At 48.3% G+C, this 24002-nt stretch carries 24 protein-coding genes and 1 pseudogene; 15 read left to right on the plus strand and 10 right to left on the minus strand.

Annotation, left to right across the window (positions count from 1 at the left end):
• Window positions 1–466 precede the first annotated feature (466 nt).
• The 6 genes from AACU55_RS14260 (at window position 467) to AACU55_RS14285 (ending at window position 6172) form a co-directional block, all read left to right on the plus strand.
• Window positions 467–682 (plus strand): hypothetical protein, encoded by a 216-nt coding sequence (locus tag AACU55_RS14260; RefSeq protein ID WP_167686180.1) that lies wholly within the window; start codon window positions 467–469, stop codon window positions 680–682.
• A gap of 1410 nt (window positions 683–2092) precedes the next feature.
• Entirely contained in the window at window positions 2093–2410 is a 318-nt protein-coding gene (locus tag AACU55_RS14265; protein WP_134707102.1) for a hypothetical protein, read from the plus strand.
• A 219-nt stretch (window positions 2411–2629) separates the two neighbouring features.
• Window positions 2630–2908, plus strand: coding sequence for a chromosome segregation protein ParM (locus tag AACU55_RS14270; protein WP_134707103.1), 279 nt, complete (start codon window positions 2630–2632; stop codon window positions 2906–2908).
• Window positions 2909–2942: 34 nt separating this feature from the next.
• On the plus strand, window positions 2943–3707 hold the full coding sequence (locus AACU55_RS14275; RefSeq protein WP_134707104.1) for a hypothetical protein: 765 nt from the start codon (window positions 2943–2945) through the stop codon (window positions 3705–3707).
• Between the two features lie 282 nt (window positions 3708–3989).
• The gene (locus tag AACU55_RS14280) at window positions 3990–4718 is read left to right on the plus strand and encodes a DUF4145 domain-containing protein (protein WP_134707105.1); all 729 of its coding nucleotides are present in this window, start codon (window positions 3990–3992) and stop codon (window positions 4716–4718) included.
• Between the two features lie 323 nt (window positions 4719–5041).
• A complete protein-coding gene (locus AACU55_RS14285) occupies window positions 5042–6172 on the plus strand; it encodes a PIN domain-containing protein (RefSeq protein ID WP_167686181.1) in 1131 nt (376 codons plus the stop codon).
• A gap of 125 nt (window positions 6173–6297) precedes the next feature.
• Here the strand turns inward: AACU55_RS14285 and AACU55_RS14290 are convergent, their stop codons facing one another.
• From AACU55_RS14290 to vapB, 7 genes are all read right to left on the minus strand, one after another.
• Window positions 6298–6597, minus strand: a complete 300-nt coding sequence (locus AACU55_RS14290; RefSeq protein WP_134707106.1) for a hypothetical protein — start codon at window positions 6595–6597, stop codon at window positions 6298–6300.
• 17 nt (window positions 6598–6614) lie between these two features.
• Window positions 6615–7730, minus strand: coding sequence for a hypothetical protein (locus AACU55_RS14295; RefSeq protein WP_134707107.1), 1116 nt, complete (start codon window positions 7728–7730; stop codon window positions 6615–6617).
• Window positions 7731–7854: 124 nt separating this feature from the next.
• On the minus strand, window positions 7855–8721 hold the full coding sequence (locus AACU55_RS14300; RefSeq protein WP_134707108.1) for a hypothetical protein: 867 nt from the start codon (window positions 8719–8721) through the stop codon (window positions 7855–7857).
• Between the two features lie 233 nt (window positions 8722–8954).
• Window positions 8955–9977, minus strand: a complete 1023-nt coding sequence (locus tag AACU55_RS14305; RefSeq protein WP_134707109.1) for a DNA helicase UvrD — start codon at window positions 9975–9977, stop codon at window positions 8955–8957.
• Window positions 9962–11524 (minus strand): ATP-dependent nuclease, encoded by a 1563-nt coding sequence (locus tag AACU55_RS14310; protein WP_134707110.1) that lies wholly within the window; start codon window positions 11522–11524, stop codon window positions 9962–9964. Before AACU55_RS14310 ends, AACU55_RS14305 begins: the two co-directional genes overlap by 16 nt.
• 73 nt (window positions 11525–11597) lie before the next feature.
• A complete protein-coding gene (locus tag AACU55_RS14315; RefSeq protein ID WP_134707111.1) occupies window positions 11598–12014 on the minus strand; it encodes a type II toxin-antitoxin system VapC family toxin in 417 nt (138 codons plus the stop codon).
• Window positions 12011–12241, minus strand: a complete 231-nt coding sequence (gene vapB / locus AACU55_RS14320) for a type II toxin-antitoxin system VapB family antitoxin (protein ID WP_047596145.1) — start codon at window positions 12239–12241, stop codon at window positions 12011–12013. Before vapB ends, AACU55_RS14315 begins: the two co-directional genes overlap by 4 nt.
• 583 nt (window positions 12242–12824) lie before the next feature.
• On the opposite strand from vapB, the gene AACU55_RS14325 reads away from it, so the two are divergent.
• The 4 genes from AACU55_RS14325 to AACU55_RS14340 all read left to right on the plus strand — a co-directional run bounded on the left by AACU55_RS14325 (window position 12825) and on the right by AACU55_RS14340 (window position 16062).
• Window positions 12825–13196 carry a hypothetical protein gene (locus AACU55_RS14325; protein WP_134707112.1) on the plus strand — a complete coding sequence of 124 codons (372 nt, stop codon included), beginning with the start codon at window positions 12825–12827 and terminating at the stop codon, window positions 13194–13196.
• Between the two features lie 2 nt (window positions 13197–13198).
• Window positions 13199–13798, plus strand: a complete 600-nt coding sequence (locus AACU55_RS14330; protein WP_134707113.1) for a hypothetical protein — start codon at window positions 13199–13201, stop codon at window positions 13796–13798.
• Between the two features lie 73 nt (window positions 13799–13871).
• Window positions 13872–14648 (plus strand): tyrosine-type recombinase/integrase, encoded by a 777-nt coding sequence (locus tag AACU55_RS14335; protein ID WP_134707114.1) that lies wholly within the window; start codon window positions 13872–13874, stop codon window positions 14646–14648.
• A 922-nt stretch (window positions 14649–15570) separates the two neighbouring features.
• Window positions 15571–16062 (plus strand): CPBP family intramembrane glutamic endopeptidase, encoded by a 492-nt coding sequence (locus AACU55_RS14340; protein WP_240785703.1) that lies wholly within the window; start codon window positions 15571–15573, stop codon window positions 16060–16062.
• 95 nt (window positions 16063–16157) lie between these two features.
• On the opposite strand, the gene AACU55_RS14345 is transcribed toward AACU55_RS14340, so the two are convergent.
• Window positions 16158–16496: a hypothetical protein gene (locus AACU55_RS14345; RefSeq protein ID WP_134707116.1), complete on the minus strand. Its 339-nt coding sequence runs from the start codon at window positions 16494–16496 to the stop codon at window positions 16158–16160.
• Window positions 16497–17224: 728 nt separating this feature from the next.
• Here AACU55_RS14345 and AACU55_RS14350 point away from each other — a divergent pair.
• From AACU55_RS14350 to AACU55_RS14360, 3 genes are all read left to right on the plus strand, one after another.
• A complete protein-coding gene (locus AACU55_RS14350; RefSeq protein ID WP_134707117.1) occupies window positions 17225–18499 on the plus strand; it encodes an HlyD family secretion protein in 1275 nt (424 codons plus the stop codon).
• Window positions 18492–20591, plus strand: a complete 2100-nt coding sequence (locus tag AACU55_RS14355; protein WP_134707118.1) for a peptidase domain-containing ABC transporter — start codon at window positions 18492–18494, stop codon at window positions 20589–20591. The genes AACU55_RS14350 and AACU55_RS14355 overlap by 8 nt, the downstream gene beginning before the upstream one ends.
• A 304-nt stretch (window positions 20592–20895) precedes the next feature.
• Window positions 20896–21597: an ATP-dependent Clp protease proteolytic subunit gene (locus tag AACU55_RS14360; protein WP_134707119.1), complete on the plus strand. Its 702-nt coding sequence runs from the start codon at window positions 20896–20898 to the stop codon at window positions 21595–21597.
• 100 nt (window positions 21598–21697) lie between these two features.
• Here the strand turns inward: AACU55_RS14360 and AACU55_RS14365 are convergent.
• Both AACU55_RS14365 and AACU55_RS14370 read right to left on the minus strand, forming a co-directional pair.
• Window positions 21698–21982: pseudogene (locus tag AACU55_RS14365) on the minus strand (DDE-type integrase/transposase/recombinase); the annotation flags it as partial.
• Between the two features lie 196 nt (window positions 21983–22178).
• Complete coding sequence (locus tag AACU55_RS14370; protein WP_205569705.1) at window positions 22179–22388, minus strand: hypothetical protein; 210 nt, start codon at window positions 22386–22388, stop codon at window positions 22179–22181.
• Between the two features lie 365 nt (window positions 22389–22753).
• Here AACU55_RS14370 and AACU55_RS14375 point away from each other — a divergent pair, with 365 nt between their 5' ends.
• Together AACU55_RS14375 and AACU55_RS14380 are read left to right on the plus strand one after the other, a co-directional pair.
• A complete protein-coding gene (locus AACU55_RS14375) occupies window positions 22754–23371 on the plus strand; it encodes a LysE family translocator (protein ID WP_134707121.1) in 618 nt (205 codons plus the stop codon).
• A 228-nt stretch (window positions 23372–23599) separates the two neighbouring features.
• The coding region (locus tag AACU55_RS14380; RefSeq protein ID WP_134707122.1) for a GNAT family N-acetyltransferase at window positions 23600–24002 on the plus strand (403 nt) is incomplete at its 3' end.

Below are 24002 nucleotides of genomic sequence, written 5' to 3' on the forward strand. Positions count from 1 at the left end.
AATTTTTACGGGGTTCTTTTCGCCAGGATTGGGATTCCATACTTAGATGTCCGTCTGTAACAGGTGGGCGTCTAAGTTATCAGTACTGGCTTAATGGCTACATACGGTGCTGGGTTTACGCTTACCTTTCATCGGCACGTGTGACTGAATTAAGTGCATCGCAAAGCTGTGCTTGAACGTTTTCGGGGTAGTGGTCGCTAACGAAAAGTGACATCGTCACTTTTCGTACGCCGGAATGCGGCGCGGCCCCAGCTGCGCGGCGTCTCGTCGCTCTTCACGTTCCAGAGGGGTTCGTTCTTCTTTGGCCTGAACGTCTGAAAATACACCCGCAGCCGCTTCACGTACGCTTCATCAAACAGCAGCACGATACGTGCTGAGCTGCCGCAGGCCTACGAGTGCCTCCTCGGGTGCGCTGCTTGAGGGTTCTGATTACCACGAACGACCGCGAGCCTTTGTCGAGGTTAAAGTGCGACGGTTGCAGGGCCAGGCATTCGTTCAGACGGGCGCCGGTGTTCCACAGCGCTTCCCCGAAGAGGCGCTGGGTCAGACCCCGCAGGACGGGCAAAAGCTGGCTAACCTCGGGGGCGAGCAGGTAGTGGGGCATACAGACGCCGGCGGTCATGGCCATCTGGAGAAGGGTCAGGGCGTCGTAGTTAAAGTAGCCGCTGGTGACGCTACGTGAATTCTGAAAACTTTCGTGAGGTATAAGGCTCAATTTTTTAATCTCCGCAATCGACGTCGCAGAACCAGCTTCCGGCTGTTATCCTGTAATTAAATACAGTGTGAAGAAAACCCGCCTGCCGATCGAGCGGTCAGCAACGCCCCGTCGCTGCCGCCTGACCAGATCAGACAGTATACAAGCCACTGAATCCAATGAAATTACACCCGACATACCGGCAAGGGTAACCAGCAGGCGGTAGGGTGAAAAAAAAATCAAAAAAAAAACCAGAACCACAAAATATGGAGTTCAAAACGTTAAAATAGAATCAGATAGTGTGGTTAAAGCCTTATTACCCGAGGGTGGCCTGAGAAAGTTGGGCCGTCTGGCGGTAAACCCTAATTCGTGAAAAGAGGATTGGGCAGTCTCCGCGTAAACCTCAATCCGTGAAAAGAGAAAGTGCTTGGACGCGGAAGGGGCGAAATGCGTAGCCCTGCGGCGGCGTTCGGGTCACGCAGAAAGGAGAGGGCGGAAGCAAAAACCTGAAAACTGTACGTGCTAACCCGCTATCCAGGATGAGATAATGATGTTCTTGAAGCAAAGGACAAACCAGAAATGACATAAACTCGACTGAGTTAATGGTCTCAAGGTTGGTGCAGTATTGGTATAAACATGAATAAGTTTCAAAGGAAACTGAATTACCCTAATTGAATTTAACAATACAAAGTATTAGTGCAGAGAAGAATGGTCTGGTTGTAGAAAATACTTCGAAAGACTTTGCAGAGTAATATTGTGTGTAAAATGATTCAAGAACGAAGAAATTGAAATTTGATTTTTAAATGCAAGCTATTTTCTTGAAAAGATGAAAAAAAGAGGCTATTTCAGGGGGGGCTGAATTGACAAAGACGGGGGAAGGTGAGAAAATAGATTCTATGAAGAGTGAACTTTCCTCGACAGGAATTTTACCACTCACCGATTGGAATGACAACATCTAAGGCTGAGAACAACGTGTAAAGATCATCAAGAAGGAAACCATAGGTATAAAAACCTGTGCCTGCCTGAATTTTATCTCATCGCTTTGTAATCAAACTTCCCTTGTGAAGTTTTTTTTCGTTTAGACAAGTCAGAAATTAATCCCATCAATTCTACATAGCTATTCATCCGCCGCCTTCGCGATCAATAACTCGCCCAGCAGCTGGATACCATTTTGCCAAAATTCGGTAAAAGGCAGTGGCCACACATTAACGTAGTTACTCTGGAGGACAACATTATGGACGGTTAACAACAATGAAGTAAAGAAAGTATAGACAATCAATTAACACGCCAAAGGGTATTAATCCCCCACGGCAACAATGTATCCAAAAAAAGGCATTGAAATGAAATTTTCAACTCCTGCAGTCCCCCCAATCCATCTCCTAATTGAGGAACAATACCATGATTACAATTACCGACGTAGTAAAACCTGAGCTCCTAGGAATCGCCAAAATCATTTTTGGGATCCTACCTGACATTCACATCGCCATTACTGAAGATAAGTGGTACAGGGCAATTACCCTACTCCTTTTCTTAGCAGCAATGATTGCTGTAGCAGTAGTTGCGGTACCCGCAATCATCGGATTTCTAACAACATGGTTCACAGGAATGGGGGTACCACTTTTCATTTGCAAGTGGGGAGTGCCCTACGCAGTAGGTAAGATTACTGCAAAGGGCCGGAAGGTTGTGAAAAACAAGATTCTTCAGATTGATAAGTAAGTAGTCTTAATTAATACACGCCCGGTTGCAGCCGAGGCGTGTATACATATTAGGCATTCTGAAAAAAATATCAAGTACTTTGTAATCTACGCTGAGCAGCTAGTTTACACTAGCACTTGAAAAGTATGATTTAATTTAGCACTATTCATGTTAAACATGGATAGTGTTTCTTTATGCATGCGCGTAGTATTCATGTGGCACATGAATAAGGAATACACCATGCGAATATCAGAACTTCAGAGAAAGGTGCTCCTGGTCCTCTCCGCGTTGGAGGCACGCGGCCACGATGCACCGCTGCCCGTCATGCAGCTGCTGAGCCTGCTCAACGCCGCCGCCAGTAAAGATATCTATGCCACCAATCTGCGCACTTCACTGCACACGCTGCAACGCTACGGGCTTGTCCAAAAATACCGCAACGCGTCACTAAACCTTGCGTTCACCCTGACCAACACTGGCCGCCGGAAAGCTGAGGCGATCCGCTATGAGCTGCTACTGTAATAATATGCCTGCTAGTCCATAAAAGGATATTCAAATGAAAATTGATTTTTTTGCCTGTTCATTCTTTCATGTTCTGCATGGTTTTAAACGAGAACTATATAATATAAAAAACTTCCATACTCACAGTGAGATCTACTGGGAGAATGTTGGAGATGACATTCAAGATTCAATGAATAGTGAGCTGAATGATGCGGACAAAGAGGATCATGAAAGTATTGTAGATGCTTACGTTGAAGAGTTGATTTACGCAAAAAGTATTTCGCCTAATTTCCATCGGGAAACAATACTAGTATCCCTATACAATCAGGTTGAGTTCACATTGTTACGCTATTGTTCGCTATTCAATCAGGAGGTCATGCAACAACATGACAACTTCGGTAAGTTGTCAAATCGGTCTGCTTTGAAGAACATTGCAGATTATCTTGATAACACCTGCCGGTTTAATTCAGACTCATACAAGGAAGAATGGCAGTATCTAAGATGCATAAAGTTTATCAGGAATTGTCTGGTTCACTCAAACGGCATCGTACTTAAGAATTTTGATGAGATTCAGACCTTCTGTAACGAAAATAATCATTTCAACATTAGGTATAACTCCATTGATATAGAGAAGGGTGCTATCGATGACTTTATTGGTGTACTGTTCCGTTTTTTTGAAAAACTGGATACTGAGAAAGATTTATTTGTAAGGAGCTACGTGGCCCAATACGGTGCTCCAGAAATACCTCTTCCCAACGGCGCTCTTGCTGCCTCTGGTACATCGTCGGGCCCACAGACCAACATTAAGGAATCCCCCTAGTTATAAATTGCTACTCACAACTGTGGAATGATTCATCCGCATCTTTTGGATCACGGTGGTAAGTTCCTGGTGAACAAGAGGGGCATATTGATGTCCCGCTGAAGACACCCCTATAATGTTTTCCAAAACCGTCATTGATCCGAAAAGGTCATCGCGTTCTGGCTAAATCCGAAAATCACTCGCCTGCAAAAGGCAAATCGGCACACCGGTGCGGATAGAAGAAGCGCGGTGATGCCCATCCAGTCATTAGATATCCGGATCGTATCGTAAGGCACAATATCTATGTACGAATCACTGCTGAGAAATTTCTCTGAAAATCACTGCCCGAACTGGACCTGTCCTTCCTGTCAATCCGCCTCTCTGGCGATACAGGAGGGAACCTTTCATTACGAGGTGATCCCGGAGTCCCTTGCACGCTGGAAAAAAATGGACGGTGAGATTGAGGATATCCACCTGGTATTCAGCTGCCTGCTGCAATGTGAGCGCGCCCTCTGTAAAACCGTCGTCGCGGTCAGCGGCACCGGCGATGTCCATGAAAACCAGGACGGCGAGTATGAAGACCGACACTACCACCTGTTTCAGGCCAGACTTTTCACTCCTTCCCTACATCCCTTTGCTATTCCCACGCAGTGCCCGGAGAGAGTCGCGCTGCCGTTGACGCAGTCGTTTTCTCTGTTTCTCAACGCGCCGGGCGCTGCGGCGAACGTAATCCGAATCGCTCTGGAAGAGCTGATGACCGCGCTGGGCGTGGCAAAAATGCGCACACTCCACGCACGTATTGAGGCCTTATCGCAGACGTATAGCGAACATCAGTCAGCGCTGATGGCCATCAAATGGCTGGGCAACGCAGGAAGCCATGAGCTGGATCAGGTCAACTCTCCTGATATTGAACAGGCCTATAAGATCATAGAGTTTGTGCTTCGCAAAATCTACGCAGGTTCAACGGAGTCCGTCGCGCAGCTGGTAGCCCGTCTGGACGCGCGTTTTCGTCCGGCTCCAACAAGAAAGTAAGAAGCCCGCAAAGGCGGGATTTTTACCCTAATTTGAGTAATACGAAATCGCGGTTAACGCTTTTCGACCTGCATTCGGTCATTGTCCTGAGTGGATCAGCGTACCCCAGGCACAAACTCCAAATGGCCACCGGCGCGCTGTCTGAACGTTTCTAGCAAGTCTTTGGCCTGCAACGTGATGTCATCGTACGGTATATCGCTGTGGACCTTTCCGGGACGAAAAACCTCGCTACACTTAAGTTCAATTTTTGCGAGCGAGTGCTCAGGAATAAGACTTGCCGGCGAGTGATACACTAGGAAAATCTCTATAAGAGAGGAATGCATATGGAGCTACAAACGCGTCTTGTATTTATTGATACTTCCGCCTACGAACAGAAAAAGTTTCAGTTCGGTCATTTTGCGTTAGCACGCCTTGAAGAACTGGTCCGGGAAGAAAAAATTCATCTTTTAATCACTGACGTCGTACGATCTGAAATTGAAGCTCACTTAAAAAAATATGCCGAAGAAACCGTAACGGAATTGAAAAGATTCCAGAAGAAAGCCTCATTTCTGCATATCGCCGCGCAGGCGACCGGTGGTGGCCTCTTTACCACGGTTTCTGCAGAGGCTGTGCTGGAAGAAGCTACCGCTAAGTTCAGGACGCTGGTGGATAATGGTCTGACTGAAAATATCTCGGTAGAGATAATTAATCCTAAGCAGATTTTCGATGCGTATTTCACGGGAATGCCGCCGTTTCATAAGGAGGCAAAAAAATCGGAATTTCCGGACGCATTTACCCTGGCCGCAGTGGACGCGGTAGCCCGAGAGCGTTCACACAGTGTCTACATTGTTAGCGGCGATCAGGACATGCAGGCCGTAGCCGAAATACACGAGCACTTTATCCACCTAAAAACGGTGGACGAGTTGCTTGATCTGGTAAACAGGAACGATGAGGAGCTACGAGACCTGTCAGTATTCGCAGACAGCGCACTCGAGCTGGTAAAAGAGGAAGTCCTAAGCAGGGCGCGAGGGAGGCTTGAAGGGGCAGAATTTTTGCCTGATTTATCCGGCGACGTCGATTCCGAACTCACCGACGTGGATATTACCGGTATTGAAATAACGCAGATGCAGTTAATCGATGTGGACATCGATGGGGCAACCTATGATGTGACCTTTGGCGTCACGCTCAGGGCGTCCTACGATTTTACGGACTATTCGGCCGCGAACTGGGATCGGGAAGACAAGGTGCATTATGGCGTGGTGGAAACGAGCGAAATACTCATTCACCAGGAGTCGTTCAGCGCGTCGCTGGAAATTGGGTTTGCCGGCGGACTGAAATCAAATGCAGAGTTCATTGATCTCACGTTTGACGACACCATTTTTGAACTCGACCTTGAAAATGCACAATACGACGATATTCCCACCGACACCGACACCGACACCGACACCGAGGAAGAGGCGGTGTGGCCAGAATAAAACTGAATTTGTATTCATGCAGGAGTATCTGTCTCAGCTGAAAACCTAAAAACTGCCCAGGTCCCGTATCCATACTATAAAAAAAGCCCACATGACGTGGGCTCGGTAAGTTGGCTTATTGCGGTTTAGCCGTGCTTCGGGTACTCAAAGGGCTCACAAAGCAGCGTGATCTCGTCGTCGTTAAGCCATTCTGACGTCAGCTCAGCAAAGCGGGCGCGGTCATTAATTTTAGCAAAGGCCCCAAACGTTTCGCGGATCTTCCTGAGCACCTCGTCTGGCAGCTTACGCGCTGCATCCCAGGCGAAGTAGTAGGGATTGCGGTTTATCACGGGGCTGTCAACAAAGGTACGAGCAATATACGGCAGATAGGTATCGAGCATCTCCTCCGCATAGCGGACGGCCAGCGCAGGTGTCACGTCAGCCAAAAATGCCTTAATGGTGGCTACCTATTGTCTGGAAGCACAGGTTTGTTCTGACGGAGTGGAAATGTTTCTTCACGTAGTAGCGCTATTGATTCAGAATCACTTATCGCGCCACATTCAAGATCCTCTCCCCGCATCAGGAGCTTATCCACGTTGGCAATCATGTTGAGCACCTCCCTGACGCTGCTGACCAGAGTCAAGTCATCCTGCGTATGAATGACCTGGCGGAAAACCCTGGCTCCAAGATTGTTCCTTGAAAAATCAGGAAAATGTTGTGAGAGCCTGTCAGCTTCATTTTCATAAATCCATCTTCCCTTTTCATCCTTCCCAAACACACGCTGGGCATAGTCGTCATATTCCGAATTTTGAACATCTAGTCCGAAGACCAGCTTTTCCAGGGCAGCCATCAACTTGGAACGGAGAGTCTTCAGGGTTTCCTCATAGCCCATGTACAGCTCCTGACGGAAACAGACGGAGATAATGTTCAGTCGATTCATCATCTCAATCAGTGCCGGGATGAATTGCTGTACCCGTGACTGCCGTAGATCGGGGTAGGTAATTTTCTTCACATGCCAGAATTGATGGTGACGACTGTCTGCCTGGTAGGCCTTATAGCTTGTTGTGAGCGTATCGCGGGACCAGACATAGGTTATCTCTGCGGTGTCAAAATAATCGTCAATTAACACATCGATCATTCCGGCGAGCCTGGCCGCTAACAGTCCTCCCGTATCCATTACCCTGTCAGCTCTATCCACATCCCTAGACTTCAATGTTTCGTAACTGAGGAAAAAATGGTTAATTTCTCCGACCAGTTTCCCCATTTCCATGTTTGTCTGGAGATCTATTTTTCCCTCAAGCTGCCTGAAAGACTGTGATACAGATGCCTCCAGGCGCCGGAAACCTTCTCTTATCTGCATTGAAACAAGTTGTTGCGATACGACGATTTCATTTTGTATGGCCACGAATAACGCCGGGGTATAATCGGTGCTCTCTTCCGTCACGACGGTCTTCAGATTCGCCACCATTCTCCCGTTTGCAGTGTCCTGGACGGCGACACCAATACACCGCCATGAACCATTCTCCAGCTTCTCTTTTGCTCCCGATGGCAGGGAGGCTTTGAGGTCAATGGATTGCATTTTTTGATCCTTTTCAGTCATCTCGTCAGCACTGTAGTAAAGGCCACACAGGCGTGGTTTTTCCGGGTATTATCTTTAGGTCTGGTCAATGCCAGGTGACCCCTTCCGGGGCTGCAGGTTCAGATCAGGATAAAAACTGACGGTTTTTGACCAACTGCTCCAGAGCGTCCAGATCGAACCTCTGATTAAGGGTTATATTCCTGTACACCTCAAGCATGATGGCGTACTTGCCCGTCAGATCCTGATCGTGACGCTGGCCGGACTCGGAGATAGAGTGGCTGCCTTCCCCGATATCAATCCAGTTAAGCATGGACCACATCTGGATCTGCTGCGTATAGTCTTCCGTATCCGGATAGCCCCTGAAGCGCAGGGGGACCCCGTTGTCGCGCGCATATCCGTCAATACGGGACAGCGAGTTACTGAGAGCGCTGTCTGGATACGCCTCCAGTTTATTTTCAGCCTCCTTTATCACACTGTCTATCCGGGCGAACATGTCACGCATGGCGATCACCGAGTCCAGAACACTGCAGATCTCCGGGGTGTGCCGCGGGTTCATCAGCGACAGGACGAGTGTCCCCTGGCCCAGGGTTTTGTTAATTGCCTTCAGATGAGCCTGGTCAAGCTCATAGAACCAGGTAAAGCGCTGAAGATAAACGTGGCGAACCAGTGCTTCAGCAGTAACGGTACTTTCCTTGTAATTCCTGATTGAAAATCGCAGGTTGTCGCTGGCGCGCGAAAGCGGCTGTAGCCCTTTATTGTCAGCGCGGAGTTGCTGGCAAATCTGAAAGAAGATGTTCAGGCGCGCCATCAGAGGAAACATCTCTGCATCCTGACCGGCCGGAGTAAATTTCCCGCGAATACCCTGTGCAATAAAGGAACGCAGGACATCTGAACGTGACGGCTTATACTGGCTGTCAATGCTGTCAATAAAATTATCCAGTTCCTCAAGTTGCTGCTGAGGAAGACGAAGTTCAATACGTTGATCTTTCATGTCCATCAGGACCTCACTTTTTTGCGTGCTGATTTTATAATATAGGTGTACGGCATAAAGATGTAAGTGTACGGGTTGTTGACGTACACGTCCAGTTAAAACCCGATTTTCTTTTCTCTTTCTTCTCGGATCCGAAAAAAGTAAAAACCGGATCCGCACTTTCCCAGCCTGAAGTGACGTCGTTGGCCATTCAGCTTTATTTCTGAATTGTGCCCTACTGAGAAGCAGCTAACTCAATTTCGGAATCGGCGCAGATGAGTTTCTGGAACAAAATAAATGTTGCCGCGCGCCCGTGAGCATGCCACGTACAGCCTGTTACGGGACGACGGTGGAAGGGCTGCCAGTTCCTGACGGGTTAGAAGCTTCCAGTGGGCGGGTCCCATCACAATGCAGACATCCTGAAAGTGGTCGAGCCCTTTACTGACGCCCCAGTTCATGGAATAGCAGTCGTAACGGTGATGTTCACGATAGAAGAGCTTAATCACCGTATTATCGGCGTGCAGGGTGGCTGTGCGCTCTGCATCTGTGATCGTTTCAATCAGGGTGGCATGTATCCCATGGGCAGCGATACGGATGTTCAGTTGCCCGGTGATAAACTCGCACACTGAAACCGAGCAACGCCATGTTCGGTTGAGCGTATCCCGGTCAACCGTGAAACCTGCTGCGTCGAAGCGGGCCTCATATCGCGTAATGTCATCGTGCAGCGTTGAATTAACGTTGCCGTCATGGCTTGTATCAAAGGTATGTTGATAAAAATCGCCGCAACACAGCACAGTGATTTCCGCGCGGCAGAGCTCCAGCAGAAAATTAAAGTCATGTCCGGCAAAGTCTTGGACTTCATCGACAAGCAGTTCATCGTAGTAACGGGCAAGCCGGGTACGGATATCCGGCAGCAGCCCCCGGGCTGTCAGCAAGTGTGCGAGCCTCCGGTGATACAGCCGTCCGGAGGGATCCTGATAATGCCGGGCATTCGTGCGCGGTAGTCTGGGTGGGGGCTGGTCGAAGCTCAGGCCACGCGATGCCAACTGCTCCTGCAGGAAAGGCCGGAAGCAAAAACCGTGCAGAAACTCAAACCAGGTCATTACCCTGATACCGTCCGGGATAAAGCCAAAACGTCTTATAATCTGCGCCCGCAGATGCGCTTCATTATTCACGGTGAAGGTCAGGATCAGCGTCCGTCGGTCCTCACTCAACCGCCGTATCAGCAGCGTGGTCTTGCCCGAGCCGGCAACCGCAAATATCACTCTCTTATCCATGCCAGTGCCTCCTGAATATAATCAGGTACTGTCAGCTCTTCGGCGTGCAGCTGTAACAGCCGGAATGCTGCTTCTGCCTTATTGGCCAGCATGTAATCCTGCACCGTGAGTGTCCGGCGGGTTCCGCGGAAAAGCGCATCACACAGACCAGCGTTATCCTGATACAGGCAGATTTCAAATGTGGATCGGTTGTTGTCGCGATCAGCAAATACCCGGGAGCGAGAACAAAGCACGTCAGCATAGCGTTCATCGCAGTTTTGCTGATAGTTGCCGTCATTGTCGCGAAGGGCCGCGACGCGATTTTCCAGAAGACGGGCCAGTTCAAGATAACGACGGAAACTTGTTCCGCCGATAGCGATGATGTGAACCCCGTCATCCTCCGGCGCCCTGCCATACAGGCGGCGATAAAAGGCCTCGATCAGAATAAACTCAGCATCCCCCTCCACGAGCAGCACACGTCTGGCCAGCGCAAATTCCAGCACGTTATTATCCGGTGCTTTCATGAAGAAGGCGGCAGTCTCAGCGGAAAGTTCATTCATCAGTACCGGCCGGGTAGACCCGAGGAGGATTGCCTTACGTAGATCGAGGCGGGAGGAGATATGGCTGCTGTGTGTGGCAATAAACACCTGCGTCTGCCGTTCAGTGGCAAGCTGATTAACCAGCCTCTTCATACTGACATGGCTGAGATGATTCTCTGGCTCCTCAAGCAACAGTGCGTGGAGCTCTCCCTGCTGCTGATGCCGCTGCAGCGCAAACTCCGTTTTGATGAAGCACTGCCTTCCTTTTCCACGGTGACGAATGGAAATACCGTCCTCGGTAATGTCCAGATTCGCCTCAAGACCTGATTTAGCACCGGAACGCACGCCAAACTGATACGTTTCCAGCGTGTCGTTTATGGCTGACAGATGCCGGGTGCAGAAGAGCATTTTCTGTTGCCGGTAACTGTTTTCAAGCCGGTACCGGTCGGCCACCGGCACATTGACGCTGTAAACTGTGCGCGTATATTCCTGTGCGGCGTGCTCGTTATCGATGCGTGCACTGTCTAACAGCAGATGGCGCAGATAGCGTCTGAAGCCGGCGAAATGACCACCGGAGAAGGTACTAAACCGCACGGAATAGTATTCATAGGGAAAATTATCGGGATCCTGCTGTAGTACATTGTGAATATCCTGACCGTATTCCTCCGTCATTGGTGCAATGCGCATTCTGAGACCATCCGCATCTATACCCGCCAGATTTTGCCTACCGTTCAGGTCAGGATCTCCCCCATTACTCAGGAAAACGTCAGCTGTCAGCACGGGTAACAGCTCGGTGCGGCGCTCACCTTCCTGAAAATGCCTGACTGCTGCCTGGGACAGAAGCGATTCTACACCCAATGCCTCGACCCGGTGCCTGCTGTCACTCAGCACAAGGTCAAGGGCCAGCAGAATAGTACTTTTCCCGGACTCATTGTCACCGACCAGAATGTTACGGTCATTAGTGAAGCGCAGGTCCAGTTCCGGAAACTTTTTAAAGTTTTGCAGCATAAGCCGCGTGATCAGAGGCATCTTTTATTCCTTTATATACCGCTGACTGCAAGAGTGTCCGGCAGCGCCAGACCGCCTATTTTGTTTTACAGCGTTATCTTACCCAGTCTTCCAGCACAAGACCCGGCACCCGCTCAAACTCCCGCGTATTATTGGTCACCAGCACAGCGCCGGCGGCGATGGCGTGTCCGGCAATCGCCGTGTCGTTCGGGCCGATCGGCGTCCCGGCCAGACGCAGCGCCACTTTAATCTCCGTGGTGGCGTCCACCGCAGCGCGGTCCCAGGGCAGGACGGCGTCGAGGCGGGCGCAGAATTCATCAACCAGCTGGACGTGACGCGGCGAGGCCTTCGGGCCGGTGGCGCCGAAGCGCATCTCGGAGTAGGTAATGGCCGAGACCACGATACGGTGGCCGCGCAGCACCGCCTGCTCCAGACGCTTCAGCACCGCTTCCGGCTGCTCGCGCATGATGAACGAGCAGATACAGGTGTCGAGCATATACATTTTGTTCACAGGTTAAATCGTCCTTCGTCGCTGACAACGTCCTCGCGCTCCGCCATAAAGTCCGGATCGGCTTTTTCGAGCTCCAGGAATGAGCCCCAGGTCGGCCGGACGGGGCGCAGGATAATGCTGTCCCCTTCCCGGACGATCTCCAGCTCGCTTACCCCCTCAAAATCCAGATCGCGGGGCAGACGGATGGCGCGGTTGTTGCCGTTTTTAAAAATAGAAACTGTGCGCATGGTTTTTCCTCATATGCTGAGAGTGCCAGGGAATATTCCCGCATAGGTGAAGTATATGCCTCTGGAACAGTTTTGTATAGGTAAAGCATATGCAGATGTTGAGGATATGCGTATGTTATACCTATGCAGATGTCCGGCATATGGATATGTTTGGGGTATGCCTGCATCTCTCGTTTTCCGCTGAGATCCGAAAAAAGGGAGTTTCGGATCTCCGCACAGCGGGTGGCGGTTTTTTGCGCAAAATTCGCCTATGTGGGAAATATTTATTTTTAAAACACTATATAATGTATAATGGAGTGTTTTCAGTGAGGGCGTAAGACGCCTGAACGCGGCTGGGCGGCGTGAAACACCCGTGCTACACTTCCGAAAACGGCCTGTGGGGAATAACTCGGAACCGTGCAAAGGGTGCCGTCACTAATTGCATTTCGTGAAAATTATCAGGCTATTTTTATGTGTGGTGACAGTAAGACAAGTGACTATATCTTGGCTTATTATCCCCCCCTTCATTTATCAGACCTGAATACCATCACTTAACGTCACCTTTCTCAATGTTCACCGGCACAATGGCCAAAGGAAGAAAAGTATGTTTGCATCGATCACCGGAAAAGAAGGGTTCGGCTATCAGTTTGAAAAGATCCGCAACGCGGTCGCGCACAGGAATGAAAGTAACGTGCATGCGGCCACCCAGCTTGGCCTGGATATCCTGGAGCAGAAGTACGCGGAGTTTGGGCAGGAACTGGACGCGGCCGGTGAGCTCGCGGACTGGGCGTATGACCTGGCCACCTACCGCCACGCCATTGAGGTACTGCGCGGCTATTTTACCGGCAACCCGCGCGGGCTGACCGAGCGCGATGCCTGCATCTATTATCACTACCTGGAAACCGAGCATGAGCAGTTCTGCGCGATCGCGCAGGAGATTATTGCTGAAAAAAATCACGAGAACGGGGCGGGCTGAAGATGGCCAAATCGCCAAAGCAACCGTTGTTTACCTATGCCAAAGACTGGCACAACAACGCCTGTATCAACGGCTTCCACCCCGAGCACTGGGCCTATTCGGAAGGGTACAGGCAGGCGGCCGAGTTGCTGATTGCGCACGTCGACACCACCGGCAGCGACCAGGATACGCTGGTGTACCCGATTGTGTTTCTGTACCGACACCACGTTGAGCTGATGCTGAAAAAAATCATCAGCACGGCCCTTGATCTGGTCGCACTCCCGGAACGTTATAAACAGAAAACGGACAATCACAACCTCAATACGCTCTGGCCAATGGCCAGGTCGCTGGTTATTGACATTGATAACACCTTTCCTAAGGATAATTACGCGACCCTCGACGCCGTGGTTAACGCCTTTATTGAGTCAGATGCACGGGCCACGGCATTCCGTTATGCGCAGAACCGGACCGGAGAACCCAGCCTGGCGGGAATGCAGTACATCAATACGCGGCACTTTGGTGAGATGATGGGCAAGGCCTCCTGTGAGCTGGACTGCATGGATTCGCACCTGTTGTATCTGCGCGGTCTGCAGAATGAACAGCGAGCCGATTGGGGGTGTTAACCCTGAGGAATACGCCGCTTAGGCCGTTGTTGACCCACGGCTGACGACACTAAAAATACCGGGTATGAATGATATGACGATGCTTATCCCACAGGATTTTAACTCACAGTCTTTGCCACAGACCGTCTCAATAGACTACTCCGCCGCGCTGGCCCTGCGCCGCATGGCTCAGACCCACGGTGATATGCCGGAGTATCTGCTCGCCGTGGAGGTCAGCGCATTGCTGCACTACCTGCCTGATTTGTACCAGCAGACCTGCATCGATACGCTGTGGAACACCGGCGCGCGCATTAACGAGGGGCTGGCCCTGACGCGCGCCGATTTTTCACTGTCACCGCCGTACCCCTACGTGTCGCTGGTCACGCTCAAACAGCGGCAGGAAAAGGCCGCGCGCGGTCCGGGCGCGCCGTCGAAAAAGATCGTGCCACACCGGCTGGTTCCGCTGTCCGATAACCAGTATCTCAACCGGCTCAACAGCATGATCGCCACGCTGCGCATTCCGTTCGAGCGAAAAAACAAGCGCACCGGCCGCATGGAGGCTGCGCGGATGTGGGAGGTGACCGACCGTACGGTGCGCACCTGGCTGAACGACGCGGTGGCCCGGGCCGCCGGTGACGGCGTCACCTTCTCAGTACCGGTCACGCCGCACACGCTGCGGCACAGCTACGCCATGCACATGCTGTACTCCGGGGTGCCGCTGAAGGTGCTGCAGGGACTGATGGGGCACAAAAGCATGAAGTCGACCGAGGTCTACACGCGAATATTTGCGCTGGACGTGGCGGCGCGCCACCGGGTGCAGTTCTCCATGCCCGGCGCCGACGCGGTGGCCATGCTCAGGCAGACTTCATGATCAAGTGGTACCCTATTATCGCTTATCAGCGAAACAGTTCTTTTGGCGGAGAAGAAAGACAGATACTTCCGTCGTGTCATCTTTTGCTGGATCACTAAATTTGTTAAATAACTGTAGAAATGATCACAGACTAGTTTTTGATAAAGTTCGTGACGGAGAATTTAGGAAAGAATTGCAACCCATACAATATGGCCATGCGGATCTGTTAACTTCATGATTGAGAGGGAGATATTATAATATTTTAACCAACGCCTTGCTGGATTTTGAAGCCTTATGAGGTTATAATTTCTCATAATGTGAGGCTTTTTTGAAACTTAAAATGGTATGAGCTACTATCGGATGCTAGTTAGGAATTTTAAAATGGCTCTGTATTTAGCGTAACCATTACAAGCGCCTTAGTACTAAAATGACCATAAAACATGCTTGTTATATTAATTTTAAATTGAAAAGGTGAGGATCATGAAAAAGTTTATGTTTGTGTTAGCAGGTTTGATATTGTCTTTGTTAGTCATACACTACTCCCCACTTAATCCTTTAGGAAGCCAGTATACGGCTCATCCTCTCTTAAGTCTTGTCGGCAGCTTGCTTCTTGTATGTTTCATGCTTAAAGCTGGATCTTGGATCTCAGAAAAAACCAACTCACATCATAAAGATAGCGTTTGACTCCCTATTTACTTATAAAAGCCATTTTAAAATGGCTTTTATAGATTAATTAACGATGATTTAAATCATTTAACCTGTCTGAATCAGTAATTCTGACAATGCAATGTTTTAGGGCTGAAAAATGATAGGCGACGCCTCAGAAATACCTAAAATTAAAAAAAAATCATTAGTTATAATATTTTCTTACCTATTATTTACCATCTCTCCTTATATTCTAACGAGTTATTTTCAAGTTGGGTTTGACGACGCAATAGTATTTATGCTGATTTGTCAACTATCTCTTTCCACGTACATTTATAAAAATTTTTCAAAAAAAATAAACGGCATTAACTTTAGTTTCTCGGCCTCACAAAGCAATATCATTACACTTTTAATTTTACTGCTATTTTGCTTTGTAGCCTCAGAGTTAATTCATATCCACAGCCAGCGGGCTGGGTATGATAGCACCCCTGTTACTATCCCTCTCTTCATCGTGCTCGTATTTATTGCCCCATTATACGAGGAGATTTTTTTTAGAGGATTTATATTGGGTGTTATTAGTTTGAAATCCAATAACAACAGGTTGGTGAGTTGTTTAGTAACTACCTTTATTTTCTGTGCATTTCATTTCAACTCTTACGAAATCTATCAACAGTTAAATATTTTTATTTCTGGATTGTTGCTTTGTTACATAAGTATACGCACTGGCGGGCTTCTTTATCCTGTCATTTTACACTCATGCATGAATTTTTTGAGTTTAACGTTGCAGTAAGCCTTTTCACAGTTTTTGAACATAATGCTCTTAATTACCCTAAAGTGATAATCACTTTAGGGTAATTTAGCTTAATAAAGACTATTCACCAGCCTTTACCAATGGCATTGACCATTAACACTGTTAGCATTGGAGTCGCCGCCAAAAGCGCCGCCGCGACCGCCATTATCGGACAGGCATTTACTTGCATTTTTAGCCACACCCACCGCCATTTTCCCTGCGTTAGGAAAATTTTTTGCCAGAGCACCAAAAACCCCATTTGCGCACTCAACCGTTCCAGGACCACCGTATATATGAGTAGGCGCATTTTGAGCCATATGGCTCCAAGAAGATCGATTGTGTTGGTTGTTTCGACTACTGCCGCCTTCGTAATTAGAGTTAGCATTTCCGCCTGCGACTAAAGCTAATTCAGATTGAGAAAGTTCTTTTATCATTTTTTACCCTCGCTATGATTAGATTGTTTTCTACTATAGATTTGGTCTCCACCAAAAAAATCTTTAGCAGTGATGCGGACACTTGCAACAGGAGAAAGTCTATAACCCTTTTTTACCTTTTTACCAATACACATATCCATTCCATATAAAGAATGAAATACAAAGCAAAAACACGTCTGTACTGTGATAGCTTTCTCTTTTCGTAAACCTCTTCATCAAATGTCCAAAGTAGTTATACGCCAAAAGTAAGCTTTTTGTCAGTTTTTAAATATTTAGTTACATTTAGTTTCGATTTTTTAAAACTTTGTCAAAAGCCATTTTCTTTTGTATTTGTCGATTTGCGTTTAAACAATATGACAAGGTTTAATTTTTTTGTAAATCATTGAAATATATGAATATATTAATTCACTGAGTTTATCCTCACCCGACGTATGTTCGGCGGAAAAGGACATCAAACATAACAGTGATACCATTCTGGACTGGATATAGCCCGGTTCTACGTGATGACCCAAGATTGGATCTCATTTGCGACCAAGTTCGCAGAGGTTGAAAGAGATAAAATGTCTGGCCAGAATCGCAAGCATCGAGGATTTACATGCTTCTGCATAAGTAAATTTCAGTATAAGACGTTAAATAGGCTTTTAAAATAACATTTGTTGTAGCAACGTAAAGTTATGTAATAATGAACGTGATGTATCACCTACCCACTCGATAAGGATGTACAGACCGTGTTTCGCCAGGAAGCGATCGATAATCAGAAAATGAAATGGCGTGGTAGAGCGCTTCTCCTGCCCGGAATTCCCTTTTGGGTTACCCCCTCCTTATGCCTCATCTTTATTACAGCCTTCCTGACCTTTATTATCACTGTAAACTACACCCGCAGAGTTAATGTCACCGGAGAGATTAGTACATATCCGCGCGTGGCTAACGTTTATTCTGGGGTTCAGGGGGTGATCGTCAAAGAATTTGTTACTGAAGGGCAGGTCATCAAAACGGGCACGCCTATTTACCAGATTGATGTAAGCAAAAGCACCCGCAGCGGCGTTGTCAGCGACAACCAACGCCGGGATATAGATGACCAGCTTGATCGCATTACACAAATCATCAGCCGGCTGGAAAGCAGCAAAAAAGACACTGTCGGGATGCTGGAGAAACAAAAGGCACAATATACCGCAGCTTTCCAGCGCTCCACAGACATACTCAGGCGCGCTGAGGAAGGGCTCCGTATTATGAAAGAGAATATGGAAAACTACCGGCAATACCAAACGAAGGGGCTTATCAATAAGGATCAACTCACCAATCAGGTGGCGTTGTATTATCAACAGCAAAACAATCTATTGGGTCTCTCAGCCCAAAACGAGCAAAATTCCCTGCAGATCACCGCGTTGGAAAGTCAAATTCACACTCAGGCCTCAGAGTTTGATAACCAGATTTATCAGATGGAACTACAGCGTTACGAACTGAAAAAAGAGCTGCTGAATATCGATGCCGGCGGAACCATCATCGTCCGTGCTCTGGTTGAAGGTCGCGTCGACTCCCTTAGCGTCACGGTAGGACAAATGGTCAACGTTGGCGACAGCTTACTGCAGGTGATACCACACAGCATTGATCACTACTCTCTGGTACTTTGGGTACCCAATGATGCTATTCCCTATATCTCCTCGGGTGAGCGGGTCAACATTCGCTATGAAGCTTTCCCAGTAGAGAAGTTTGGGCAGTTCGCCGGCACGGTGTCAGTGATTTCCAAGGCACCGGCGTCACCCAAGGAAATGCTGACCTATCAGGGGGCGCCTAAAGCCGCGCTGACTTCTACAATCCCTTACTACAAAGTTATCGTCAGACCCGAGAAGCAGACCATTAGGTATAATGGTAAACGCCTGAGCCTGGAAAACGGGATGAAAGCCGAGAGCACGCTTTTTTTGGAAAAAAGGAAAATATATCAGTGGATGCTATCACCGTTCTACGACATGAAAAACAGCGCGTCGGGACCGGTCAATGAGTAGGCTCTCTGTCAAAAAACTGCTCGGCAAACTCGACATCCGGCTTCGGCAACGCGTCCCGCTAGTCCATCAAACTGAGTCCTCTGAGTGTGGCCTCGCTTGCCTGGCGATGATCTGTGGCCACTATGGTAAGAACGTCGACCTGATTGCACTACGCCAACAGTTCAACCTCTCGGCGCGTGGCGCAACATTGTCCGGATTAACCGGTATTGCCGAACAGCTGGGCTTATCCTCACGCCCTCTTTCATTGGATATCGACGATCTCAGCGCACTAAAAAAGCCTTGCATATTGCACTGGGAGTTTAACCACTTTGTCGTTCTGGTGAGCGTCAGGCGTAATTACGTGGTCATACATGACCCGGCCCGAGGCCGCAGAACGATTAATATGGCGGAGCTGTCGCACAGTTTCACCGGCGTGGCAATGGAGGCCTGGCCAGGAGCAGCGTTCAAAGCAGACACCGTGCAAAATCGGCTCAGGCTTAGCACGCTCATGGGCAGCGTACATGGGCTAAAAGCCACGCTAGGTAAGATTTTTTGTCTGTCACTGGTGATTGAAACCATCAACCTTGTGATGCCGGTGGGTACACAACTGGTGATGGATCATGCGATCCCTGCCGGCGATCGCGGACTGCTGACCTTAATCTGCGCGGGGCTGTTGTTCTTTATTCTGCTGCGGGCAGCAGTCAGCATGGTGCGGGCCTGGTCTTCCTTGGTCATGGCTACCCTCATTAACGTACAGTGGCAATCTGGGCTGTTCAACCATCTGTTGAGACTTCCCCTGGGTTACTTTGAACGTCGCAAACTGGGTGATATTCAATCGCGCTTTGGCTCTCTGGATGCATTGCGCAGCACCTTCACGGCCAGTATTGTCGGCGCCATCATGGACATGATCATGGTGATCGGCGTGCTCGTGATGATGATTTTGTACGGGGGGGGATTAACCTGGATAGTTATGGCCTTCACTGCCATATATGTACTCCTTCGCCTGCTGACCTACAGTTATTACAGGCAACTGTCAGAGGAGTCTTTAGTAAGAAATGCCCGAGCTGGCTCATATTTCATGGAAACTCTTTACGGCATCGCCACTGTTAAAATGCAGGGGATAGCAGAAAGACGCAGTGCCCACTGGCTCAACCTGGAAATCGATACCATCAATACCGGGATCCGCGTTACTAAGATGGACATGCTGTTTGGCGGCATTAACACCCTTGTCTCTGCCTGTGATCAGGTGGTTATCTTATGGTTGGGAACCAGCCTGGTAATCGATAACCAAATGACTATCGGTATGTTCGTCGCGTTCGGCGCTTTTCGCGGACAGTTCTCTGACAGAATTGGGTCGTTAACCAATTTCTTACTGCAATTGCGTATGATGAGCCTGCACAACGAGCGGATTGCCGATATCGCCCTGCATCCGCAGGAAAACCGTAAGCCAGACCTCCCTTATGAGGCTCGTCTTCAGCCGATGTCGCTGGCAACGCGAGAACTTAGTTATCGTTATGACAGCCAGTCTCCGCCCATTTTCAACGGGCTGGACATCACTATCGCACCAGGTGAAAGTGTGGCTATTGTTGGGCCGTCCGGCTCGGGCAAAACCACCCTGATGAAGGTTCTGTGTGGACTGTTTTATCCTGATTATGGCCGAGTCGAGGTGAACGGTATCGATATTCAGCAATTGGGTATCAATAATTACCACAAAATGATCGCCTGCGTAATGCAGGATGACAAGCTGTTCTCTGGCTCCATCAGGGAAAATATTTGCGGATTCTCAGACGAAGTGGATGAAACCTGGATGCAGGAATGTGCCCAAGCCAGCTACCTGCATGATGTCATCAAGCAAATGCCCATGGGATATGAAACCCTGATCGGTGAATTAGGGGAAGGGTTATCAGGTGGTCAAAAACAACGACTGTTCCTTGCTCGGGCGATTTACAAGAAACCTGCAGTCTTGTTCTTAGATGAGGCTACCAGCGCCCTGGACAAGGAAAGTGAGACTATGGTGAATCTCGCGATCAAAACTTTAGACATCACAAAGGTAATCATTGCGCATCGAGAGACGACGATAGCTTCGGCAGACCGGGTAATTTATCTGGAATGAGGATTGCAGCGTTGCGCTCACACGCAAAATAGCGTTAAAAATCTTCGTTTCATGTAGTATCTTTGCTTTCAACTTTTCAAAAAAACACACGCGTACGCAGGAACCGGCAATGGAAGTGGACAGCCATTACCTAAACATTTTTCCCTTTGCCTTTTATGATCATCAGTCCTGCTATGCGTGAGTATTTTGTTTGTCTTTGCCGTGTGCAGCCAACTGATCGCGTATTTAACAAATAGCACAGTGAATAGTTTTATAAAGATAGTTAGGTATAATTTATTGGTTTTCATCCTAGCGGTTATTCGTTGTGAATACCCATTTAACTAAGAAACTTAAAAAAATGAGAAAAATATTAATAGCATTTATTGCGGCTATTGCCTCTACAGGTGTGAATGCAAATGTCGTTTCTATCCGGGGTGATACGGTAACAAACGGTGAGGTTAACGAAGTCGGGGTTTACTTTAACGGCTTAGTAAATAATCAAACAGTGACCTGGTTGATATCCTCGCTTGCGGATGTCCAATCAAACTATCGCAACGTAAAGAACATTGATCTTTACCTTAACAGCGACGGTGGAGATATGGATGCAGGATACGTGGCATACGAGGCTCTTCGAAAAAATCCACAAAAGCTGAGTATTATTAACGCTTCTATGACAGGGTCAGCAGCCACGATGATTTACTGCGCATCGAGTGAGCGCTATACCATGCCCATGGCGAGATTTATACTGCATCCCGCTGCATTGGGTTATGAAAAAGTTGACTATATGAAACCTGATCAGGCACGAAGGATCTTGGAGGAAGATGACAGTTACAACGCATTGTTCCGAAACGTCTACACATCTTGCACAAAGCTTACTCCGGCTGAATTGGAGAAAATAACAGCTTCCGAGTCAGGACGCGTTATTTATAGCGCAGAGCAGGCAGAGAAAAATGGTTTAGCCAATAAAGGAGTAAAGGATAGCCACAGTTACCCATTGACATATTTCATTACGGACTCTCAGAGTTAATTATTCATCACCTAAGCCGTATCTTTATAACGGGTTATAGCTAATTTCGGCACTGTTGCAAAGTTCGCGATGAGGTAGCCTTTTGTCTTATTCAAAGGCCTTAAATTTCAAAAACTCTGCTTACCAGACGCATCTCGACGAGGGGATCGCCATAATAAAATGCTGAAGCCTGGCCCTTGCGTAGTGCACGCATCACCTCAATACCTTTAATTGTGGAGTAAGCCGTCTTCATGGATTTAAATCCCAGCGTGGCGCCGATTATCCTTTTCAGCTTGCCATGGTCGCATTCAATGACGTTATTCCGGTACTTAATCTGACGGTGTTCAACGTCAGGCGGACATCGACCTTCGCGTTTGAGCAGGGCAAGCGCACGGCCATAGGTGGGGTGACCTGTTCCCAGTTGATTGACACACGGCATCGTTAGCAAATTCCATGGCGACTCAATTACGAACGTCTGCTGATCGCTCATAGCCGCCCTTGCTCGTAGCAGTGGGCAGCTTTGTGCCATGAGCGTACACCATCACCCGCCATATTGCGGGTGCATTTTTCCGGCGGTTCACCCTCAGCCGTTCGTAGCTGAGCTACTTTTTGCTAACAAGATAAGCAGCAATGGCCGTTAATCCACCTATAAGGGGCATAGGCCCAGCGCCTGCCAGGAAGTTATCGCGATCTATCTGGTTATCTCGGCGAATATCAGCAAAGCGTGCAAGCGCGTTTTTTTCATTCGTGGCACTGACCTCTTCAAACTGTTTTTCGTAGCCTTGTTCAATCAGTTGAGAAGCTTTGCCCACGTCCGAGCTTTCCAGTACAACAATTTGCTTACCCTTTTGAAAAAAAAGTAATTCAGCATTTCGTGCTCCATGTAGAAAAGGTGATATTTAAAAGAATATGTCCAGTTTGAGGGGATCCTGAAAACATTTTCAAGTTTATTTTTTAATCCGGTAAGAACTTCGATTTCTTATTAGCAATCCTTTGGCCTTGTGAGGGGCATATCCGTTTTTCACTCATAGCCCCATAGTTGCAGCCGTGGGCAGCTTTGTGCCAATAGCGGACGTTGTTGGCATAGTGTTATGTTGTTAACTGGGAGAAGTTCATAGGGTGTGCGGTTCGAGCAATGAGGGAGCTGTCTGACACTAATTAATGATGGAGAAGATGAATGACAAGTGATTTGATCGCGGTTTCTGCTATTGGCGTAGCTATCCTGTTTGGTGCAATGAGCCCGGGAGTTAGCTTTCTTCTCGTCGCCCGAATGGCCATGTCCAGTTCGAGACGGGCGGCTTTATCTGTTGCTGCAGGTATGGGTTTTGGTGCGTCTGTTTTTGCTGCCATAGCGTTAGCAGGTCTTCACACCCTGCTGACTCTGGTCCCATCACTTTACACAGGACTTAAGGTTGCAGGCGGTTGCTATCTTTTATGGCTGGCGTTGAAAATGTTTCGTCGTCCTTCAAATCGTTTTAATGATTCTGCCGGTACAGAGGAAGTAAGCGTCTCAAAAGCTTTTATGACTGGCGTTTTTACGCAAATCAGCAATCCCCATACTGCGCTGGTATTTGCCAGTATTTTTTCCGCAGCGCTTAGCAAAAATATTCAGCCTGTTATGTACATCATCCTGCCCACAATGGCATTCGTTATTGATGTGCTCTGGTATGCAGTCGTTGCGTGCTTATTATCAACTGACGGGCCACGTCAGGCTTACATGAAATACCGTAAGTTTATAGATAAACTAAGCGGAGGCCTTATGGCCTTTTTGGGAATACGACTGCTGTTGAAGTGAGACTGACGAGTACGATGTCGTCTAGTGATACGAAGTGTTCATGTACGCTCCTCGCTCAAACGGGCCTGTCATCCCTGCTTAAGAAACAGGCTTAACGTAGGATGTTTTTCGTTTTCAAAACGGCCCTCTATCTTGCTTTTTTCATAGCTGGAAGATTTCATATTCACAACACGGACGTTATGGCAAATTCGAGCGATGGAAAACGATAAATAATGAGTGAATGCACGGATGGAAATTGCGATATGTTGTGTTGCAGATGTGCCGGAACTAGCCAGTCTTTTTGTCGAAATGGAGAATTATTACTTTGGTCACGGCGTTGTCAGCTATGACGATATGAGTACTTATCTTGCAGACAAAGTGTTCTCCACCTACTCAGGCGTGACGGTTGTCGGCGCTCGTAAAAACGGGGTGCTTGTGGGGTTTGCGACTTTCACGTTGATGTTCCCTGCGCCGCTTTGCTCCGCCCAGGCGTTTATGAAAGAGCTCTTTACATCAGAGATTGCACGAGGTCAGGGGGTCGGTAAATCGTTGATTCGGTTTATCGCAAACTTTGCTATTAAACACGGTTGTTCACGCCTCGACTGGACGGCGGAGAAATCCAATCCCAAAGCGGGGGCGTTTTATTTGTCCC

The organism is Rahnella sp. CJA17(1/100), assembly GCF_963881615.1.
GTDB lineage: Bacteria > Pseudomonadota > Gammaproteobacteria > Enterobacterales > Enterobacteriaceae > Rahnella > Rahnella aceris.

Bases quoted from the DNA above. Each gene is read 5' to 3' on its own strand.
- AACU55_RS14265 (WP_134707102.1), top strand. From the start codon at position 2,093: ATGATTACAATTACCGACGTAGTAAAACCTGAGCTCCTAGGAATCGCC.
- AACU55_RS14270 (WP_134707103.1), top strand. From the start codon at position 2,630: ATGCGAATATCAGAACTTCAGAGAAAGGTGCTCCTGGTCCTCTCCGCG.
- AACU55_RS14275 (WP_134707104.1), top strand. From the start codon at position 2,943: ATGAAAATTGATTTTTTTGCCTGTTCATTCTTTCATGTTCTGCATGGT.
- AACU55_RS14280 (WP_134707105.1), top strand. From the start codon at position 3,990: ATGTACGAATCACTGCTGAGAAATTTCTCTGAAAATCACTGCCCGAAC.
- AACU55_RS14285 (WP_167686181.1), top strand. From the start codon at position 5,042: ATGGAGCTACAAACGCGTCTTGTATTTATTGATACTTCCGCCTACGAA.
- AACU55_RS14295 (WP_134707107.1), bottom strand. From the start codon at position 7,730: ATGCAATCCATTGACCTCAAAGCCTCCCTGCCATCGGGAGCAAAAGAG.
- AACU55_RS14300 (WP_134707108.1), bottom strand. From the start codon at position 8,721: ATGAAAGATCAACGTATTGAACTTCGTCTTCCTCAGCAGCAACTTGAG.
- AACU55_RS14305 (WP_134707109.1), bottom strand. From the start codon at position 9,977: ATGGATAAGAGAGTGATATTTGCGGTTGCCGGCTCGGGCAAGACCACG.
- AACU55_RS14310 (WP_134707110.1), bottom strand. From the start codon at position 11,524: ATGCCTCTGATCACGCGGCTTATGCTGCAAAACTTTAAAAAGTTTCCG.
- vapB (WP_047596145.1), bottom strand. From the start codon at position 12,241: ATGCGCACAGTTTCTATTTTTAAAAACGGCAACAACCGCGCCATCCGT.
- AACU55_RS14325 (WP_134707112.1), top strand. From the start codon at position 12,825: ATGTTTGCATCGATCACCGGAAAAGAAGGGTTCGGCTATCAGTTTGAA.
- AACU55_RS14330 (WP_134707113.1), top strand. From the start codon at position 13,199: ATGGCCAAATCGCCAAAGCAACCGTTGTTTACCTATGCCAAAGACTGG.
- AACU55_RS14335 (WP_134707114.1), top strand. From the start codon at position 13,872: ATGACGATGCTTATCCCACAGGATTTTAACTCACAGTCTTTGCCACAG.
- AACU55_RS14340 (WP_240785703.1), top strand. From the start codon at position 15,571: ATGCTGATTTGTCAACTATCTCTTTCCACGTACATTTATAAAAATTTT.
- AACU55_RS14345 (WP_134707116.1), bottom strand. From the start codon at position 16,496: ATGATAAAAGAACTTTCTCAATCTGAATTAGCTTTAGTCGCAGGCGGA.
- AACU55_RS14355 (WP_134707118.1), top strand. From the start codon at position 18,492: ATGAGTAGGCTCTCTGTCAAAAAACTGCTCGGCAAACTCGACATCCGG.
- AACU55_RS14375 (WP_134707121.1), top strand. From the start codon at position 22,754: ATGACAAGTGATTTGATCGCGGTTTCTGCTATTGGCGTAGCTATCCTG.